At 54.1% G+C, this 17,197-nt stretch carries 17 protein-coding genes and 5 tRNA genes; 19 read left to right on the plus strand and 3 right to left on the minus strand.

Annotation, left to right across the window (positions count from 1 at the left end):
• The first annotated feature begins 975 nt into the window (after positions 1–975).
• The 18 genes from cydA to pnuC all read left to right on the plus strand — a co-directional run bounded on the left by cydA (position 976) and on the right by pnuC (position 13,337).
• Positions 976–2,544 (plus strand): cytochrome ubiquinol oxidase subunit I, encoded by a 1,569-nt coding sequence (gene cydA, locus NWP14_RS10605; protein WP_095095162.1) that lies wholly within the window; start codon positions 976–978, stop codon positions 2,542–2,544.
• A 15-nt stretch (positions 2,545–2,559) separates the two neighbouring features.
• A complete protein-coding gene (gene cydB / locus NWP14_RS10610) occupies positions 2,560–3,699 on the plus strand; it encodes a cytochrome d ubiquinol oxidase subunit II (RefSeq protein WP_331850537.1) in 1,140 nt (379 codons plus the stop codon).
• Positions 3,700–3,716: 17 nt separating this feature from the next.
• Positions 3,717–3,830 (plus strand): cytochrome bd-I oxidase subunit CydX, encoded by a 114-nt coding sequence (cydX, locus tag NWP14_RS10615; protein ID WP_004100325.1) that lies wholly within the window; start codon positions 3,717–3,719, stop codon positions 3,828–3,830.
• A 130-nt stretch (positions 3,831–3,960) separates the two neighbouring features.
• Positions 3,961–4,245: a cyd operon protein YbgE gene (ybgE, locus tag NWP14_RS10620; RefSeq protein WP_095095170.1), complete on the plus strand. Its 285-nt coding sequence runs from the start codon at positions 3,961–3,963 to the stop codon at positions 4,243–4,245.
• Positions 4,246–4,530: 285 nt separating this feature from the next.
• Positions 4,531–4,935 (plus strand): tol-pal system-associated acyl-CoA thioesterase, encoded by a 405-nt coding sequence (gene ybgC, locus NWP14_RS10625; protein WP_041144642.1) that lies wholly within the window; start codon positions 4,531–4,533, stop codon positions 4,933–4,935.
• A complete protein-coding gene (gene tolQ, locus NWP14_RS10630; RefSeq protein WP_095095173.1) occupies positions 4,932–5,624 on the plus strand; it encodes a Tol-Pal system protein TolQ in 693 nt (230 codons plus the stop codon). Before ybgC ends, tolQ begins: the two co-directional genes overlap by 4 nt.
• 3 nt (positions 5,625–5,627) lie before the next feature.
• On the plus strand, positions 5,628–6,056 hold the full coding sequence (gene tolR, locus NWP14_RS10635) for a colicin uptake protein TolR (protein ID WP_015367661.1): 429 nt from the start codon (positions 5,628–5,630) through the stop codon (positions 6,054–6,056).
• 102 nt (positions 6,057–6,158) lie between these two features.
• Positions 6,159–7,481, plus strand: a complete 1,323-nt coding sequence (gene tolA, locus NWP14_RS10640) for a cell envelope integrity protein TolA (RefSeq protein WP_095095176.1) — start codon at positions 6,159–6,161, stop codon at positions 7,479–7,481.
• A gap of 129 nt (positions 7,482–7,610) precedes the next feature.
• Entirely contained in the window at positions 7,611–8,903 is a 1,293-nt protein-coding gene (gene tolB / locus NWP14_RS10645; RefSeq protein ID WP_041144645.1) for a Tol-Pal system beta propeller repeat protein TolB, read from the plus strand.
• Positions 8,904–8,937: 34 nt separating this feature from the next.
• Positions 8,938–9,462: a peptidoglycan-associated lipoprotein Pal gene (gene pal, locus NWP14_RS10650; protein ID WP_004859700.1), complete on the plus strand. Its 525-nt coding sequence runs from the start codon at positions 8,938–8,940 to the stop codon at positions 9,460–9,462.
• A 9-nt stretch (positions 9,463–9,471) separates the two neighbouring features.
• Positions 9,472–10,269: a cell division protein CpoB gene (gene cpoB, locus NWP14_RS10655; protein WP_095095179.1), complete on the plus strand. Its 798-nt coding sequence runs from the start codon at positions 9,472–9,474 to the stop codon at positions 10,267–10,269.
• A gap of 162 nt (positions 10,270–10,431) precedes the next feature.
• A tRNA-Lys gene (locus NWP14_RS10660) sits at positions 10,432–10,507 on the plus strand.
• A gap of 140 nt (positions 10,508–10,647) precedes the next feature.
• Positions 10,648–10,723, plus strand: a tRNA-Val gene (locus NWP14_RS10665).
• A gap of 3 nt (positions 10,724–10,726) precedes the next feature.
• A tRNA-Lys gene (locus tag NWP14_RS10670) sits at positions 10,727–10,802 on the plus strand.
• 144 nt (positions 10,803–10,946) lie between these two features.
• Positions 10,947–11,022 (plus strand) — tRNA-Lys (locus tag NWP14_RS10675).
• A 131-nt stretch (positions 11,023–11,153) separates the two neighbouring features.
• Positions 11,154–11,229: transfer RNA gene (locus NWP14_RS10680), tRNA-Lys, on the plus strand.
• A 311-nt stretch (positions 11,230–11,540) separates the two neighbouring features.
• Positions 11,541–12,584 carry a quinolinate synthase NadA gene (gene nadA, locus NWP14_RS10685; protein ID WP_095095182.1) on the plus strand — a complete coding sequence of 348 codons (1,044 nt, stop codon included), beginning with the start codon at positions 11,541–11,543 and terminating at the stop codon, positions 12,582–12,584.
• Positions 12,585–12,617: 33 nt separating this feature from the next.
• Positions 12,618–13,337, plus strand: a complete 720-nt coding sequence (pnuC, locus tag NWP14_RS10690) for a nicotinamide riboside transporter PnuC (protein ID WP_095095185.1) — start codon at positions 12,618–12,620, stop codon at positions 13,335–13,337.
• Here pnuC and zitB read toward each other — a convergent pair.
• Positions 13,334–14,272: a CDF family zinc transporter ZitB gene (gene zitB / locus NWP14_RS10695; protein WP_331850536.1), complete on the minus strand. Its 939-nt coding sequence runs from the start codon at positions 14,270–14,272 to the stop codon at positions 13,334–13,336. The genes pnuC and zitB overlap by 4 nt on opposite strands.
• 109 nt (positions 14,273–14,381) lie before the next feature.
• Positions 14,382–14,729, minus strand: coding sequence for a YbgS-like family protein (locus NWP14_RS10700; RefSeq protein WP_095095191.1), 348 nt, complete (start codon positions 14,727–14,729; stop codon positions 14,382–14,384).
• A 318-nt stretch (positions 14,730–15,047) separates the two neighbouring features.
• Here NWP14_RS10700 and aroG point away from each other — a divergent pair, with 318 nt between their 5' ends.
• Positions 15,048–16,100, plus strand: a complete 1,053-nt coding sequence (gene aroG / locus NWP14_RS10705) for a 3-deoxy-7-phosphoheptulonate synthase AroG (protein ID WP_095095194.1) — start codon at positions 15,048–15,050, stop codon at positions 16,098–16,100.
• Between the two features lie 93 nt (positions 16,101–16,193).
• Here the strand turns inward: aroG and gpmA are convergent, their stop codons facing one another.
• The gene (gene gpmA, locus NWP14_RS10710; RefSeq protein WP_331850534.1) at positions 16,194–16,946 is read right to left on the minus strand and encodes a 2,3-diphosphoglycerate-dependent phosphoglycerate mutase; all 753 of its coding nucleotides are present in this window, start codon (positions 16,944–16,946) and stop codon (positions 16,194–16,196) included.
• Between the last annotated feature and the right edge of the window lie 251 nt (positions 16,947–17,197).

The following is a 17,197-nucleotide window of genomic DNA, read 5'->3' on the forward strand; positions in this document are numbered from 1 at the left end:
CGCTTTAAATAAGCATGAATTTATATTTATAGGCGGGCTGTTATTTTACCGCCGAGGTGAAATAAATATTTAATAACGTCGCGGAATTGCTTTTTAATTATGTGATAAACGGCGTGAAGAAATTTCCAAAGGGGATTACGTTTTTCGGTAGATACATTTTTTAATGTAGGTAATAACAGCGAAAACGTCTGTTATATATTCATTTGTGTTGGCAGGCGCTGAAGGCGAGAGGGTAGGCCAACGCGCGGAATTATTCTTTGCGCCATCAGCGGCGGTGCGCTACGCATTTGCGGAACTGAGGAGCCGGCGGCGGGGCGGTATCCCGATTTTGTCGATTTGGCGATAGTTTCCCTGCGGTGTTAAGTGTAAGTAAAAACAATGATAAATAAAATAAGTAGAAATTAAACGGGTAATAACTTGATAAAAAAAATCCGTGAGCTACGCGACATTATTTGCCGATAGTGGCCAACCCGGCACTGTTTCCCCGGCTTAAAAGGCGATCCGGCTTTAAATAAATCGACTATCATTTTTTAGTAACTGATGACACCTTCACAAAACATATCTTTAACCTGCCGTTTACTAGCGTTGTACATAGTAAACATAATTAACATTCAAAATGAAAATTGATTTAAATCAATGTTTAACTGTTGGAAAAAAATGAGAAATGGAGTTAAATTGTCGCCGATCAAATTGGCTGAAAACCAGTATTTTCGCTATAAATTGATCGCTGTCGAAAAGCGCAAATTTATCTCAATAAAAACCTATTTATTGTAAGGGATTTGCAGCGTAATATAACCACGGGATCAATTTGGGTGTTTTTTTAACATGTTTGTAACTTTTCACCATTACCGTTTCCTCTTAAAGGAAGAAAGGGTGCGGCGAAAGGGCGCAAATAAATTTGTATTGGGGCATGTGTGTGACCCTTTCTAACGGGGTTCACTCTCGGAGTCTTCATGCGATGAGCAAGGAGTCATGATGTTAGATATAGTCGAACTGTCGCGCTTACAGTTTGCCTTGACCGCGATGTACCACTTCCTTTTTGTGCCACTGACGCTCGGTATGGCGTTCCTGCTGGCCATCATGGAGACGGTTTACGTCCTTTCCGGCAAACAGATTTATAAAGATATGACCAAATTCTGGGGCAAGTTGTTTGGTATCAACTTTGCGCTGGGTGTAGCAACCGGTTTGACCATGGAGTTCCAGTTCGGGACAAACTGGTCTTATTACTCTCACTACGTGGGCGATATCTTCGGTGCGCCGCTGGCCATTGAAGGGCTGATGGCCTTCTTCCTTGAATCTACCTTTGTCGGTCTGTTCTTCTTCGGCTGGGATCGTCTGGGCAAAGTACAGCACATGGCGGTGACCTGGCTGGTGGCTCTGGGGTCCAACCTTTCCGCATTGTGGATCCTTGTTGCTAACGGCTGGATGCAAAACCCGATCGCCTCGGACTTCAACTTCGAAACCATGCGTATGGAGATGGTCAGCTTCTCCGAGCTGGTCCTGAACCCTGTCGCTCAGGTGAAGTTTGTCCACACCGTCGCCTCTGGTTACGTCTGCGGCGCGATGTTCGTGCTGGGCATCAGCTCCTACTATATGCTGCGCGGTCGTGACTTCGCCTTTGCTAAACGCTCCTTCGCCATCGCGGCAAGCTTCGGTATGGCCGCTATTCTCTCCGTTATCGTACTCGGCGATGAGTCCGGTTACGAAATGGGCGACGTGCAGAAGACTAAACTCGCGGCTATCGAAGCCGAATGGGAAACGCAGCCGGCGCCAGCCGCCTTCACCCTGTTTGGTATTCCCGATCAGGATGCGCAGCAAAACCGCTTCGCGATTCAAATCCCGTATGCGTTGGGGATTATCGCCACCCGCTCCGTGGATAAGCAGGTTACCGGTCTGAAAGAGCTGTTGGTGCAGCACGAAGCGCGTATTCGCAACGGGATGAAAGCCTACACCCTGCTGGAAGAGCTGCGTGCCGGTTCGAAAGATCAGGCCGTTCGTGATGAATTCAATAGCATCAAAAAAGACCTTGGCTACGGTCTGCTGCTGAAACGCTATACGCCTAACGTCTCCGACGCGACGGAAGCTCAGATTGCGCTGGCAACGAAGGACTCGATCCCTCGCGTGGCTCCGCTGTACTTTGCCTTCCGTATCATGGTTGCCTGCGGCATCCTGATGCTGGGTATCATTGCGGCCTCGTTCTGGACGGTTATCCGCAATCAGGTCGGCGAGAAAAAATGGCTGCTGCGCATCGCGCTTTACGCGATTCCTCTGCCGTGGATTGCCATCGAATCCGGCTGGTTCGTTGCTGAATATGGCCGTCAGCCGTGGGCGATAGGTGAGGTGTTGCCGACCGCCGTGGCGAACTCCTCGCTGACCGCCGCTGACCTGATCTTCTCGATGTTGCTGATTTGCGGTCTGTACACCCTGTTCCTGGTGGCGGAGCTGTACCTGATGTTCAAATTCGCACGCCGTGGCCCAAGCAGCCTGAAAACCGGTCGCTACCATTTTGAGCAGTCTTCCGCGACTACTCAGCCGGCACGCTAAGACAGGAGTCGTCAAATGATCGATTATGAAGTATTGCGTTTAATCTGGTGGCTGCTGATCGGCATTCTGCTGATTGGTTTTGCCGTCACCGATGGCTTCGACATGGGGGTGGGGATGCTCACCCGCTTCCTCGGTCGTAATGACACCGAGCGTCGAATCATGATCAACTCCATTGCCCCGCACTGGGACGGAAACCAGGTATGGCTGATTACCGCGGGCGGCGCGCTGTTTGCCGCCTGGCCGACGGTCTATGCCGCAGCGTTTTCCGGCTTCTATGTGGCAATGATTCTGGTGCTGGCGTCTCTGTTCTTCCGTCCGGTGGGTTTCGACTACCGCTCGAAGATTGAGGACACCCGCTGGCGTAACATGTGGGACTGGGGCATCTTCATCGGTAGCTTCGTGCCGCCGCTGGTGATCGGCGTTGCGTTCGGTAACCTGCTGCAGGGCGTGCCGTTCCACATGGATGAATATATGCGCCTGTACTACACGGGTAACTTCTTCCAGCTGCTGAATCCGTTTGGTCTGCTGGCCGGCGTGGTTAGCGTGGCGATGATCCTGACCCAGGGCGCGACCTATCTGCAGATGCGTACCGTCGGTGAACTGCACCTGCGCGCTCGCGTAACCTCACAGGTTGCGGCACTGGTGACGCTGGTCTGCTTCCTGCTGGCAGGCGTTTGGGTGGTCTACGGTATCGATGGTTACGTAGTGACCTCGGTTATCGATCGCGCAGCGCCGTCTAACCCGCTGACTAAAGAAGTCGCTCGTCAGGCCGGCGCGTGGATGGTCAACTTCAATAACATGCCGTCGCTGTGGGCGATCCCTGCGCTGGGCGTCGTGCTGCCGCTGCTGACTATTCTGACCTCACGTATGGAGAAGGGCGCTCTGGCGTTTGTTTCTTCCTCCATCACGCTGGCGTGTATCATCCTGACTGCGGGCATCGCTATGTTCCCGTTCATCATGCCTTCCAGCACGATGATGAACGTTAGCCTGACCATGTGGGATGCGACCTCCAGCCAGATGACGCTGAACCTGATGACCTATGTGGCGATTGTCTTTGTGCCGATTATTCTGGGCTACACCAGCTGGTGTTACTGGAAAATGTTTGGCCGCATCACCAGAGAAGACATCGAAAAGAACACCCACTCGCTGTACTAAGGTAAGGAGCTATATATATGTGGTATTTCGCATGGATTTTGGGAACGCTTCTTGCCTGTGCTTTTGGGGTTATCACCGCGCTGGCGCTTGAGCACGTGGAAGCCACCAAAGCAGGTAAAGAAGAACACTGATGATAGTTATCGCAACGCGATATACGAAATCAGTCGGGTTGCATCGAGGCGGCAAGCCAGGGAATCCCCGGGAGCTTACGGTGGTAAGCGACTGGGGTGAGCGGGCATAGCCAACAAGGAGGCAACACGAATGATAAAATATATCTATGCGATAATGGATAAGCGCCCGCTCAGGGCGCTTTCTCTGCTGATGGCGCTGCTGCTGGCAGGCTGCATTTTCTGGGACCCGTCGCGCTTTGCGGCGAAAACCAGCGAGCTTGAAATCTGGCATGGTTTCCTGCTGATGTGGGCCGTTTGCGCCGGCGTTATCCACGGCGTGGGCTTTCGTCCGCGCGCCGTCTTCTGGCAGGGGATTTTCTGTCCACTCATCGCTGACATTGTCCTCATTACAGGGCTTTTCTTTTTCTTCTTTTGAACGATAAAAGTATAAGAGAACTCTGGTAACCTCATGGGCTTGCATAAGCCCATAAAAATTTACTCGCCGTTTACTTTCTCCCATTCCAAACCACGATTCCCGCGCGTATAGTAGCGAAGTTTGAAAGCACTAATCTTTTTTTGCATTACCGGGATGTAAAGTGAACACAACGCGATATACAACGGCATTCTCAATGCATCGCGGCGGCAGGTACGCAACTCACCGGGAGCTTACAAGAGTAAGTGACTGGCGTGAGCGGACGAAGCCAACAAAGAGGCAGCAGGAATGAATAAGTATATGTTTCGATGGCCGGTTCGGGTCTACTACGAAGATACCGATGCCGGTGGTGTGGTTTACCACGCCAGCTACGTCGCTTTTTATGAAAGAGCACGTACGGAGATGCTGCGTCACCATCACTTCAGTCAGCAGGTTTTGTTGGCTGAGCGAGTTGCCTTCGTGGTTCGCAAAATGACGCTTGAATATTTTGCGCCCGCCAGACTCGACGACATGCTCGAAATCCAGACGGAAATATCTTCGATGCGAGGCACCTCATTGGTCTTCACGCAGCGAATCGTCAACGCCGAGAATACAGTGTTAAACGAAGCTGAGGTTCTCATTGTGTGCGTTGATCCACTCTTAATGAAGCCTCGTGCGCTTCCCAAGTCTATTGTCGCGGAGTTTAAGCAGTGACTGACATGAATATCCTTGATTTGTTCCTGAAGGCCAGCCTTCTGGTTAAACTTATCATGTTGATTTTGATTGGTTTTTCTATCGCTTCCTGGGCTATTATTATTCAGAGAACGCGTATCCTCAATACCGCAACCCGCGAGGCTGAGGCCTTTGAAGATAAGTTCTGGTCGGGTATTGAGCTTTCTCGCCTGTATCAGGAAAGCCAAGGGCGTCGCGATAATCTGGTCGGTTCGGAACAGATTTTCTACAGTGGTTTCAAAGAATTTGCCCGCCTGCATCGCGCCAACAGCCATGCGCCTGAGGCGGTGGTCGAAGGGGCCTCGCGCGCTATGCGCATCTCCATGAACCGCGAACTGGAAACCCTGGAAACGCATATCCCGTTCCTGGGAACAGTCGGCTCCATCAGCCCTTATATCGGCCTGTTTGGTACCGTTTGGGGGATTATGCACGCCTTTATCGCTCTCGGGGCGGTGAAACAGGCGACTCTGCAGATGGTTGCGCCGGGTATCGCCGAAGCGCTTATCGCCACGGCAATCGGTCTGTTTGCCGCAATCCCGGCGGTAATGGCCTATAACCGTTTGAACCAGCGGGTGAACAAACTTGAACTGAACTACGACAACTTTATGGAAGAGTTCACCGCGATTCTGCACCGTCAGGCTTTTACCAGCAGCGAAAGCAATAAGGGGTAAGCCATGGCCAGAGCACGTGGACGCGGACGTCGCGAACTGAAGTCCGAGATCAACATCGTTCCGCTGCTGGATGTCTTGTTGGTGCTGCTGCTGATCTTTATGGCAACAGCGCCGATCATTACGCAGAGCGTAGAGGTCGACCTGCCGGATGCTACCGAATCGCAGGCGGTTAAAAGCAACGACGAACCGCCGGTGATCGTTGAAGTTTCCGGCGTCGGGCAGTACAGCGTGAAAGTTGGCCAGGAAACGCTGTCGCAGCTGCCGCCGGAGCAGGTTATTGCCGAAGCGAAGCGCCGACTCGAGGCCAATGAGAAAACGGTGTTCCTGATCGGCGGTGCGAAGGACGTACCTTACGATGAAATTATTAAAGCGCTTAACCTGTTGCATAGCGCAGGGGTTAAATCGGTTGGCTTAATGACCAAGCCTATTTAATCGCTTCAGATATGTGCGCCCGCAGGACGCAGGCGACGAGAGAAACAGGCTCGTCGCCTGCGAGAAGAGCGGGAACAGGCGAACAGTTTTTGGGAACCGATAGTGTCAAAGGCAACCGAACAAAACGACAAGCTTAAACGAGCCATCATAGTTTCAGTCGTGCTGCACATCTTTCTGATCGCGCTGCTGATCTGGAGTTCGTTCGATGAGCATCTGGATACCTCATCCGGTGGAGGAGGAGGCTCTTCTATTGATGCGGTGATGGTCGATCCTGGGGCGGTCGTTAACAACTACAACCGCCAGCAGCAGCAGCAGGCCAGTTCGCGCCGCGCCGCAGAGCAACGCGAAAAGCAGGCTCAGCAGCAGGCCGAAGAGCTGCGTGAAAAACAAGCCGCAGAGCAGGAGCGCCTGAAGCAGCTGGAGCAGGACCGCCTGCAGGCTCAGGAAGCGGCTAAAGAAGCGAAAGAACAGCAGAAGCAGGCTGAAGAAGCCGCAGAGAAAGCGGCTTCAGCGGCGAAAGCTAAGGCTGACGCTCAGGCGAAAGAAGCGCAGGAAGCGGCTGCGAAAGCCGCCGCCGATGCAAAAGCGAAGGCGGATGCTCAGGCTAAAGTAGCGGAAGCTGCCGCAGCCAAGGCCGCCGCTGATGCGAAAAAGCAGGCGGAAGCGGAAGCGGCGAAAGCTGCAGCGGACGCGCAGAAGAAAGCCGAGGCGAAAGCTGCGGCAGACGCGCAGAAGAAAGCTGAAGCCGACGCGGCGAAAAAAGCGCAGCAGCAGGCTGAGAAGAAAGCACAGCAGGACGCGGCTAAACAGGCCGCCGCCGAGAAGGCTGCGGCAGAGAAAGCGGCTGCAGCCAAAGCCGCCTCTGAAAAAGCCGCGGCTGATAAAGCTGCAGCGGCTGCAGAGAAAGCAGCGGCAGCCAAAGCCGAGGCCGCGGAAAAAGCTGCCGCAGAAAAAGCGGCTAAGGCCGCCGCAGCGAAGGCCGCAGCCGGTAAAGCCGCCGCCGCGAAGAAAGCCGCGGCAGCTAAAGAAGCTGACGGCGTTGACGACCTGCTCGGCGATCTGAGCTCGGGTAAGAATGCGCCGAAAGGTGGCGGAGCGAAAGGTCAGGGGCAGCCGGCGAATGCAACCGGCACTTCGGGCAGCAACGGCGGGGCGTCTGGCGCAGATATCAGCGGCTACGCGTCGCAGATTCGTAATGCTATTCAGAGCCGTTTGTACGGTGCTGATTTGTATGCAGGAAAGTCTTGTGTGCTGCATATTAAGCTGGGGCCTGATGGTCAATTGCTTGATATACAACAGGAAGGTGGGGATCCGGCTCTTTGCCAGGCTGCATTGACGGCGGCCAAAACGGCGAGGATTCCGAAACCACCTAGCCAGGCAGTTTATGAGAAAATAAAAGATGCCAAACTAGACTTTAAACTGTAATAGTTTTCCCCGTGCAAACGGGGCAAAACAATCTATGGTTGTCACCGGGTTTTGGTAGTTTTGTGTATTTGAGTTTGTTAACATTCTGCTAAATTATCGTGGGCTTTCCGCCCGGATAAGGGAGATATGATGAAGCAGGCATTACGAGTAGCATTTGGTTTTTTAATGCTGTGGGCGGCTGTGCTGCACGCAGAAGTACGTATCGAGATCACCCAAGGGGTGGACTCGGCACGCCCGATCGGCGTTGTACCGTTCCAGTGGGCCGGGCCGGGTGCTGCACCTGAAGATATTGGCGGTGTGGTGGCGGCTGACCTGCGCAACAGCGGTAAATTCAACCCGCTGGATCGCTCGCGTCTGCCTCAGCAGCCGGGAACCGCGCAGGAAGTTCAACCTGCCGCATGGTCCGCGCTGGGCATTGACGCCGTAGTCGTCGGCCAGGTTACGCCAAACCCGGACGGTTCTTACAACGTAGCCTACCAGCTGGTCGACACCGGCGGTGCGCCGGGCACGATTCTGGCGCAGAACTCCTATAAGGTGACTAAACAGTACCTTCGCTATGCGGGTCATACCGCCAGCGATGCGGTATTTGAGAAGCTGACCTCGATTAAGGGCGCGTTCCGTACCCGTATTGCTTACGTTGTCCAGACCAACGGCGGCCAGTTCCCGTATGAGCTGCGCGTCTCCGACTACGACGGCTACAACCAGTTTGTCGTCCACCGTTCTCCGCAGCCGCTGATGTCTCCGGCATGGTCTCCAGACGGTTCTAAACTGGCTTACGTCACTTTCGAAAGCGGTCGTTCTGCGCTGGTAGTGCAGACTCTGGCCAACGGAGCGGTGCGTCAGATTGCCTCGTTCCCGCAGCATAACGGCGCACCGGCATTCTCGCCGGACGGTAGCAAGCTGGCTTTCGCTCTGTCGAAAACCGGTAGCCTGAACCTGTACGTAATGGATCTGGGCTCTGGTCAGATTCGTCAGGTGACCAACGGTCGCAGCAACAACACCGAACCAACCTGGTTCCCGGACAGCCAGAACCTGGCCTTTACTTCTGACCAGGCCGGTCGTCCGCAGGTGTACAAAGTCAGCGTCGGCGGCGGTACTCCGCAGCGTATTTCCTGGGAAGGTTCGCAAAACCAGGATGCGGATGTCAGCAGCGACGGTAAATTTATGGTAATGGTGAGCTCGGCCAGCGGCCAGCAGCACATTGCCAAACAAGATCTGGTAGCGGGTGGCGTACAAGTTCTGTCGTCAACGTTCCTGGATGAAACGCCAAGTCTGGCACCTAACGGCACTATGGTTATCTACAGCTCTTCTCAGGGGATGGGATCCGTGCTGAATCTGGTTTCTACAGATGGGCGTTTCAAAGCGCGTCTTCCGGCGACTGATGGACAGGTAAAATTCCCTGCCTGGTCTCCGTATCTGTGATAATAAATAATTGATTATTAAAGGAATCAAAGAAATGCAACTGAACAAAGTGCTGAAAGGGCTGATGATCGCTCTGCCGGTTATGGCAATCGCGGCGTGTTCTTCCAACAAGAACGCCAGCAACGACCAGAGCGGTGAAGGCATGCTGGGTGCCGGCACTGGTATGGATGCTAACGCTAACGGCGGCAACATGTCTTCTGAAGAGCAAGCTCGTCTGCAAATGCAGCAGCTGCAGCAGAACAACATCGTTTACTTCGATCTGGACAAGTACGATATCCGTTCTGACTTCGCTGCAATGCTGGATGCGCACGCTAACTTCCTGCGTAGCAACCCGTCCTATAAAGTGACCGTTGAAGGTCACGCGGATGAGCGCGGTACTCCGGAATACAACATCGCTCTGGGCGAGCGTCGTGCTAACGCCGTTAAGATGTATCTGCAGGGCAAAGGTGTTTCTGCTGACCAGATCTCCATCGTTTCTTACGGTAAAGAAAAACCTGCAGTACTGGGCCATGACGAAGCGGCTTACGCTAAAAACCGTCGCGCCGTACTGGTTTACTAAGAGAATTGCATGAGCAGTAACTTCAGACATCATCTGTTGAGTCTGTCGTTACTGGTTGGCATAGCGGCCCCCTGGGCCGCTTTTGCTCAGGCGCCAATCAGTAGTGTCGGCTCAGGCTCGGTCGAAGACCGCGTCACTCAACTCGAGCGTATTTCTAATGCTCACAGTCAGCTTTTAACCCAACTTCAGCAACAGCTCTCCGATAACCAGAACGATATTGATTCCCTGCGCGGTCAGATTCAGGAAAGTCAGTATCAGCTTAATCAGGTTGTTGAGCGCCAGAAACAGATCCTGCTGCAAATTAACGGGATGAGCAGCGGCGGGGCGGCGACGGATGCGCAGACGCCGGCGGCATCGTCTGGCGACGGGCAGGGCGCAGCGGCCGCTACGGCGGCACCAGCGGCGAACTCTGGCGTTCCGGCGCTGACCGGAGATGCGAACACCGATTACAACGCCGCTATTGCGCTGGTGAAGGATTCGTCCCGCCAGGATGACGCCATGGCTGCGTTTCAGAATTTCGTCAAAAAGTACCCGGACTCAACGTATCAACCGAACGCCAACTACTGGCTCGGTCAGTTGAATTACAACAAGGGGAAAAAGGACGATGCGGCCTACTATTTCGCTTCGGTGGTGAAGAATTACCCGAAATCCCCAAAAGCGCCGGATGCGATGTTTAAAGTCGGCGTGATCATGCAGGACAAAGGTGATACCGCAAAAGCGAAGGCAGTTTACCAGCAGGTAGTCGGTAAATTTCCCGGTACCGATGGCGCGAAACAAGCTCAGAAACGTCTTAACGCGCTCGGATGATTATGCCATGACCAGAAATTGCAGTATTTCTGGTCGTGTCGCATGAATCCTAAGCAGTCAGATGTTTTTTATCGAAATACTTGTTGCGCTGAATTCTTAAATCAGTAATATATGCCGCCGTTGCCACGGGATATCGAACAAGCCTGAAGCGACGAAAAAAGTGGGTCGTTAGCTCAGTTGGTAGAGCAGTTGACTTTTAATCAATTGGTCGCAGGTTCGAATCCTGCACGACCCACCAATCGTTCTGGTGGAACGCGATAGTAAAACGTGAAGGATAACGTTGCATTAGCAACGGCCCGTAGGGCAAGGCGAAGCCGAGTCATCCTGCACGACCCACCACTAACTCGCTTAGTTAGTAGCAGTATCCAGCGTAGTATCGGGTGATTAGCTCAGCTGGGAGAGCACCTCCCTTACAAGGAGGGGGTCGGCGGTTCGATCCCGTCATCACCCACCACTCGGGTCGTTAGCTCAGTTGGTAGAGCAGTTGACTTTTAATCAATTGGTCGCAGGTTCGAATCCTGCACGACCCACCAATTTTAGCATCTTACTCAGATGTTAAGCGTGAAGGATAACGTTGCACGGCAGCGGCCCGTAGGGCGAGCGCAAGCGAGTCATCCTGCACGACCCACCAATTTTTATTGGTGACGAGTGAAGAATGATTCAGGTAGTACCCGAGCGGGTCGTTAGCTCAGTTGGTAGAGCAGTTGACTTTTAATCAATTGGTCGCAGGTTCGAATCCTGCACGACCCACCAACGCTTAAGGTATTTAGCGGTAGAGAAAGTGAAGGATAACGTTGCGCGGCAACGGCCCGAAGGGCGAGGCAAAGCCGAGTCATCCTGCACGACCCACCAACCTGAATGATTTAAAGTAGTAAACCCGCAAGGGGTCGTTAGCTCAGTTGGTAGAGCAGTTGACTTTTAATCAATTGGTCGCAGGTTCGAATCCTGCACGACCCACCAATTTTAATGTCTTACTCAGATGTTAAGCGTGAAGGATAACGTTGCACGGCAACGGCCAGTAGGGCGAGCGCAAGCGAGTCATCCTGCACGACCCTCCAGTGTAAAAAGGCGCCCTAAAGGCGCCTTTTTGCTATCGGCAATTTATAATATTCAACCCGCAGCTTTATCCCTTTTCCCGCAGATAAATTCCCCACGACATTTTCTGTACAATCGGCTATCTTGTTTAGCATATAAAACACTACGGCCGTCCCGGTGCCGCGTGAAGGCATTTTAACGGTCTTTGAGTTAAGCCAGTAAAACGAGATTGCATGATGAGCGTAATGTTTGACCCTGAAACGGCGATTTATCCTTTCCCGCCCAAGCCGATGCCGTTGAACCGCGATGAAAAGCACTTTTATCGTGAAAAGATCAAGCGCCTGCTGCGCGAACGGGATGCGGTCATGGTTGCCCACTACTATACCGACCCTGAAATTCAGCAGCTGGCGGAAGAGACCGGCGGGTGCATCTCTGATTCTCTTGAAATGGCGCGCTTTGGCGCCCGCCACCCGGCATCGACGCTGCTGGTTGCCGGCGTGCGTTTTATGGGCGAAACGGCAAAAATCCTTAGCCCGGAAAAAACGATCCTGATGCCGACGCTTCACGCCGAGTGCTCCCTCGATCTGGGCTGTCCCATTGATGAGTTCAGTCAGTTTTGCGATGCGCATCCTGACCGCACCGTGGTGGTCTACGCCAATACCTCCGCGGCGGTTAAAGCCCGCGCTGACTGGGTGGTGACCTCCAGCATTGCGGTTGAGCTGATCGAGCATCTTGATAGCCTGGGCGAAAAAATCATTTGGGCGCCGGACCGCCACCTGGGCAATTACGTACAGAAACAGACGGGCGCAGACGTTCTGTGCTGGCAGGGCGCCTGTATTGTGCACGATGAATTTAAAACCCAGGCGCTGAGCAGAATGAAGGCGCTGTACCCTGACGCCGCGGTGCTGGTTCATCCTGAATCGCCGCAGTCGATTGTGGATATGGCCGATGCCGTGGGGTCAACCAGCCAGCTAATCAATGCGGCCAGAACGCTACCTCAGCGCCAGCTGATTGTCGCCACCGACCGCGGTATCTTCTATAAAATGCAGCAGGCAGTGCCGGAGAAAGAGCTGCTGGAAGCGCCGACGGCCGGCGAAGGGGCAACCTGCCGCAGCTGCGCCCACTGCCCGTGGATGGCGATGAACGGTCTGAAGGCGATTGCTGAAGGTCTGGAACATGGCGGAGCAGCGCACGAGATTCAGGTTGATGAACAGCTGCGTACCGGCGCATTAATTCCGCTTAACAGAATGCTGGATTTTGCGGCTACACTACGGGGATAACCGACAACGCGTGCAATACGCTCTGGGGAAAAGATGGATTTTTTAAGTACACAGAATATTTTGGTACATATACCCATTGGCGCCGGGGGATATGACTTATCCTGGATTGAGGCCATAGGGACGATTGCCGGGCTGCTGTGCATCTGGCTGGCGAGTCTGGAAAAGATCGGCAACTATGCCTTTGGGCTGATTAACGTCACCCTGTTCGCCATTATCTTCTTTCAGATCCAGCTCTATGCCAGCCTGCTGCTGCAGGTATTTTTCTTCGTGGCTAACGTCTACGGCTGGTACGCCTGGTCGCGGCAGACCAGCAGCCATGAGGCCGCGCTGCAAATCCGCTGGCTACCGCTACCCAAAGCGCTGGGCTGGCTGGCGGCGTGCGTGGTGGCGATTGGCCTGATGACGGTATTTATCGATCCGGTATTCGCGTTCCTGACGCGGGTGGCGGTGACGCTGATGCAGGGGCTGGGACTGCAGGTCGCCATGCCGGAGCTACAGCCGGATGCCTTCCCGTTCTGGGACTCCTGCATGATGGTGCTGTCGATCGCAGCCATGATCCTGATGACCCGCAAATACGTTGAGAACTGGCTGCTGTGGGTGATTATTAACGTGATCAGCGTGGTCATTTTTGCGCGGCAGGGCGTCTACGCGATGTCGCTGGAATACCTGCTGCTGACCTTTATAGCCGTCAACGGCAGCCGGATGTGGATCAACAGCGCGCGTGAGCGGGGTTCTCACGCGTTTTCTCGCTAGTGATGATGCTGATGGGCGTGCCCGGAGTGAGTCATGTTAAGACGGCATTCCGGGCCGCTGCAGGGCTGATACTCCATCTGCACGGTCGCGTGCTCAACGTCGTACTTGTGGTGCAAAAATGCCTGGATACGATTCAGCAGGGCGTCGTGATCGTGCGGAGGGACGACCTGTACGTGCAGCGTCATCACCGTTTTTTCCCCGACCAGCCAGACGTGAACATGGTGCACGTCGCGGACCTCGGCAACCGAACGGCGTAAATCACGCTTCAGACCGTCAACATCCAGCGAACGCGGCGCCCCCTCCAGCAGCTCGTTCAGGCTCTCCTGCAGCAGCCGCCAGGCGCTGCGCAGCACCAGGCAGGAAACCAGCACCGACAAAATCGGGTCAATCGGCGTCCAGCCGGTGGTTAAAATCACTATCGCGGCGATAATCGCGCCCACCGAACCAAGTAAATCGCCCAGCACGTGCAGCGCCGCGGCGCGAACGTTAAGGTTGCGCTCCTCGCTGCCGCGGTGAAGGATCCAGAAGGCCAGAATATTGGCCAGCAGCCCGGCAACGGCGATGATCATCATGGCCGCCCCGGCGACGGGCTGCGGATGATTAAAGCGCTGAATCGCTTCCCATACGATAAGGATGGTAATGACTACCAGCGCGATGGCGTTAACGAAGGCGGCGAGGGTCGTCAGACGCAGCCAGCCAAAAGTATGCCGGGCGTTGGGTGGACGGCTGGCAAAACGGACGGCCAGCAGGGCGAAGAGCAGGGCGGCGGAGTCGGTCAGCATATGGCCGGCGTCGGCCAGCAGCGCCAGAGAGCCTGAGAGCGCGCCGCCAACGGCTTCAACCACCATAAAGCCGGCGGTGACGATAAAGGCCAGCAGCAGGCGGCGAGCGTTATTATCCTGCGGCTGCTGAGGTGAATTATGCGAGTGCGCCATGGTGTCATCCCCTGATTATTCTCATTATTACTGTATGACATCATACCGATTTTCGGTGAATAAAATAAAAAAGGAGAGCCGCGGCTCCCCCTGTTTTCAGGCGCGGATGCTACTGCGTCGTCCCGTCCGTTTTGCTACCGTTATCGCCTGGGGTGCTTTCCGGGCAGCGGCCGTCCTTGCACATCGCATTTTTATGGGCTTCGTCGCTGGTCATTCCGTCATGGTTCATGGTTGAACCGTCGGAGTTGAGCATCTTGTCGCCAGAGTTGATCTTATCGTTATCAACCTTGTTTGGCGCGACGTTGGCGCGGGCATCAGGCGCGACCTGTCCGGCATCGGCGGAAGCGTTGGCCTGTCCGTTGTTGGACTGGGCGCCCGTATCTGCTGCCAGCGCGGCGGCGCTGCTCAGGCCAAGGGTAGCGGCTAAAAAGAGTGGGGTGAGGATGGTCATTTTCATAGGATGCTCCTGTTATGGTCGATATGTCGGATAACCTCTTCCAACAGTGCATGTGCCAGAGTTCACGCGCTCTCTACGGTTAAAAGCTTCACATCAATAAGTTACATCAGCACGGAATACTGATTAGTGGCGTGAAGATTGGTCTTAACAGTTAAAAATTGTAGTTCATGACCTGTTTTTCGCTGCTTTATTGCGTTTTTTAATCTATTTTCAGGATTAATCTGTTGTCACTGTAAAATCACGTTTACACTTTTTGAATGAAGAGATAGATTGGGGGGATTGCATTTAAATAGATAAGATGGCAGAGCTGGAAAGAAAATGAATTATCAGAACGACGATTTACGCATTAAAGAGATCAACGAATTACTCCCTCCCGTTGCGCTTCTCGAAAAATTCCCCGCGACCGAAAATGCTGCTAATACCGTGGCGCATGCTCGTAAAGCGATCCACCAGATCCTCAAGGGCAACGACGATCGTCTGCTGGTTGTTATTGGGCCCTGCTCTATTCACGATACGGCGGCGGCGAAAGAGTACGCTGAGCGCCTGCTGACCCTGCGAGAAGAGCTGAAAGGCGAGCTGGAAGTGGTGATGCGCGTCTATTTCGAGAAACCGCGCACTACCGTCGGCTGGAAGGGGCTGATCAACGATCCGCATATGGATAACAGCTTCCGCATCAACGACGGTCTGCGCATTGCGCGTAAGCTGCTGCTGGAGATTAACGACAGCGGTCTGCCGGCGGCGGGCGAATTCCTTGATATGATCACCCCCCAGTACGTCGCTGACCTGATGAGCTGGGGCGCAATCGGCGCGCGTACCACCGAATCACAGGTTCACCGCGAGCTCTCCTCAGGCCTCTCATGCCCGGTTGGCTTTAAAAACGGTACCGACGGGACGATTAAAGTCGCTATTGATGCCATCAACGCCGCCGGCGCGCCGCACTGCTTCCTGTCGGTGACCAAGTGGGGTCATTCGGCGATTGTGAACACCAGCGGCAACAGCGACTGCCATATCATTCTGCGCGGGGGTAAAGAACCAAACTACAGCGCGAAGCACGTTGCTGAAGTGAAGGTTGGGCTGGCGAAAGCGGGTCTGCCGGCGCAGATCATGATCGATTTCAGCCACGCCAACTCCAGCAAACAGTTTAAAAGACAAATGGACGTGGGGAGCGATGTCTGCCAGCAGATTGCCGGCGGCGAGCAGGCGATCATGGGCGTGATGATTGAAAGCCACCTGGTGGAAGGTAGCCAGAGCCTGGAGAGCGGAGAGCCGCTGACCTATGGTAAGAGCGTGACCGATGCCTGCATTGGCTGGGAAGACACGGATATTATCCTGCGCCAGCTGGCGGATGCGGTGAAAGCCCGCCGCGGGTAGCGTGTTCATTGCCCGACCGCGCGTCGCGACGTCGGGATTAAGGGCAAATAAAAAAGCGTGGAGCAATCCACGCTTTTTTTATACCGGCGAAAATTACTTCGCTTTACCCTGGTTCGCTACCGCCGCCGCTTTGGCAGCGATTTCATCAGCATTGCCCAGATAGTAATGTTTGATCGGCTTAAAGTTTTCATCGAACTCATATACCAGCGGCACGCCGGTCGGGATATTCAGTTCGAGGATCTCTTCTTCGCCCATGTTGTCGAGGTACTTCACCAGCGCACGCAGGGAGTTACCGTGAGCGGCAATAATGACGCGCTCACCGCTTTTCAGACGCGGCAGAATGGTTTCATTCCAGTAAGGCACCACGCGCTCGATGGTCAGCGCCAGGCTTTCAGTGACCGGCAGCTCGGCATCGGTCAGTTTCGCATAACGCGGATCGTGGCCCGGGAAGCGCTCGTCGTCTTTGCTCAGCTCTGGCGGCGTAATGGCAAAACCACGGCGCCACTGCTTAACCTGCTCGTCACCGTATTTCTCAGCGGTTTCGGCTTTGTTCAGACCCTGCAAAGCGCCGTAGTGACGTTCGTTCAGTTTCCAGGATTTCTCAACCGGCAGCCAGGCTTGATCCAGTTCGTCCAGCACGTTCCACAGGGTATGGATGGCACGTTTCAGCACAGAGGTATAAGCAAAGTCGAAGCTGAAGCCTTCCTCTTTCAGCAGTTTACCTGCCGCTTTTGCTTCACCCACGCCTTTTTCGGACAGATCGACATCGTACCAACCGGTGAAACGGTTTTCGTTGTTCCATTGGCTTTCGCCGTGACGGACCAGTACCAGCTTAGTTACAGCCATTCTCTCACTCCTCAATACAACACGCCGTCCTTCGCGCTGTGGCTCAGCGGCCGCCTTCGTTCCCCCTGCGAGCATAGCGAGACTATGTTTTGCGGGACTCACTCAGCGGCCGAATCGATACAACCCGAATGCTGCGGTGTATGCGTTTATTGATTGATAACTATTCTCATTATATTGCTGTGATTTACCTCACGGCAACGCTTATCCCTAACCATAGCGAAAATAGTGGCTCAGTGTAAGATGCTTGTAAA

It is taken from the genome of Klebsiella sp. C349492, assembly GCF_042055345.1.
Classification (GTDB): Bacteria; Pseudomonadota; Gammaproteobacteria; order Enterobacterales; family Enterobacteriaceae; genus Klebsiella; species Klebsiella scottii.

Excerpts from the sequence above, each read along its gene's own strand:
- cydA (WP_095095162.1), top strand. The coding sequence starts at position 976 with ATGTTAGATATAGTCGAACTGTCGCGCTTACAGTTTGCCTTGACCGCG.
- cydB (WP_331850537.1), top strand. The coding sequence starts at position 2,560 with ATGATCGATTATGAAGTATTGCGTTTAATCTGGTGGCTGCTGATCGGC.
- cydX (WP_004100325.1), top strand. The coding sequence starts at position 3,717 with ATGTGGTATTTCGCATGGATTTTGGGAACGCTTCTTGCCTGTGCTTTT.
- ybgE (WP_095095170.1), top strand. The coding sequence starts at position 3,961 with ATGATAAAATATATCTATGCGATAATGGATAAGCGCCCGCTCAGGGCG.
- ybgC (WP_041144642.1), top strand. The coding sequence starts at position 4,531 with ATGAATAAGTATATGTTTCGATGGCCGGTTCGGGTCTACTACGAAGAT.
- tolR (WP_015367661.1), top strand. The coding sequence starts at position 5,628 with ATGGCCAGAGCACGTGGACGCGGACGTCGCGAACTGAAGTCCGAGATC.
- tolB (WP_041144645.1), top strand. The coding sequence starts at position 7,611 with ATGAAGCAGGCATTACGAGTAGCATTTGGTTTTTTAATGCTGTGGGCG.
- pal (WP_004859700.1), top strand. The coding sequence starts at position 8,938 with ATGCAACTGAACAAAGTGCTGAAAGGGCTGATGATCGCTCTGCCGGTT.
- cpoB (WP_095095179.1), top strand. The coding sequence starts at position 9,472 with ATGAGCAGTAACTTCAGACATCATCTGTTGAGTCTGTCGTTACTGGTT.
- nadA (WP_095095182.1), top strand. The coding sequence starts at position 11,541 with ATGAGCGTAATGTTTGACCCTGAAACGGCGATTTATCCTTTCCCGCCC.
- pnuC (WP_095095185.1), top strand. The coding sequence starts at position 12,618 with ATGGATTTTTTAAGTACACAGAATATTTTGGTACATATACCCATTGGC.
- zitB (WP_331850536.1), bottom strand. The coding sequence starts at position 14,272 with ATGGCGCACTCGCATAATTCACCTCAGCAGCCGCAGGATAATAACGCT.
- NWP14_RS10700 (WP_095095191.1), bottom strand. The coding sequence starts at position 14,729 with ATGAAAATGACCATCCTCACCCCACTCTTTTTAGCCGCTACCCTTGGC.
- aroG (WP_095095194.1), top strand. The coding sequence starts at position 15,048 with ATGAATTATCAGAACGACGATTTACGCATTAAAGAGATCAACGAATTA.
- gpmA (WP_331850534.1), bottom strand. The coding sequence starts at position 16,946 with ATGGCTGTAACTAAGCTGGTACTGGTCCGTCACGGCGAAAGCCAATGG.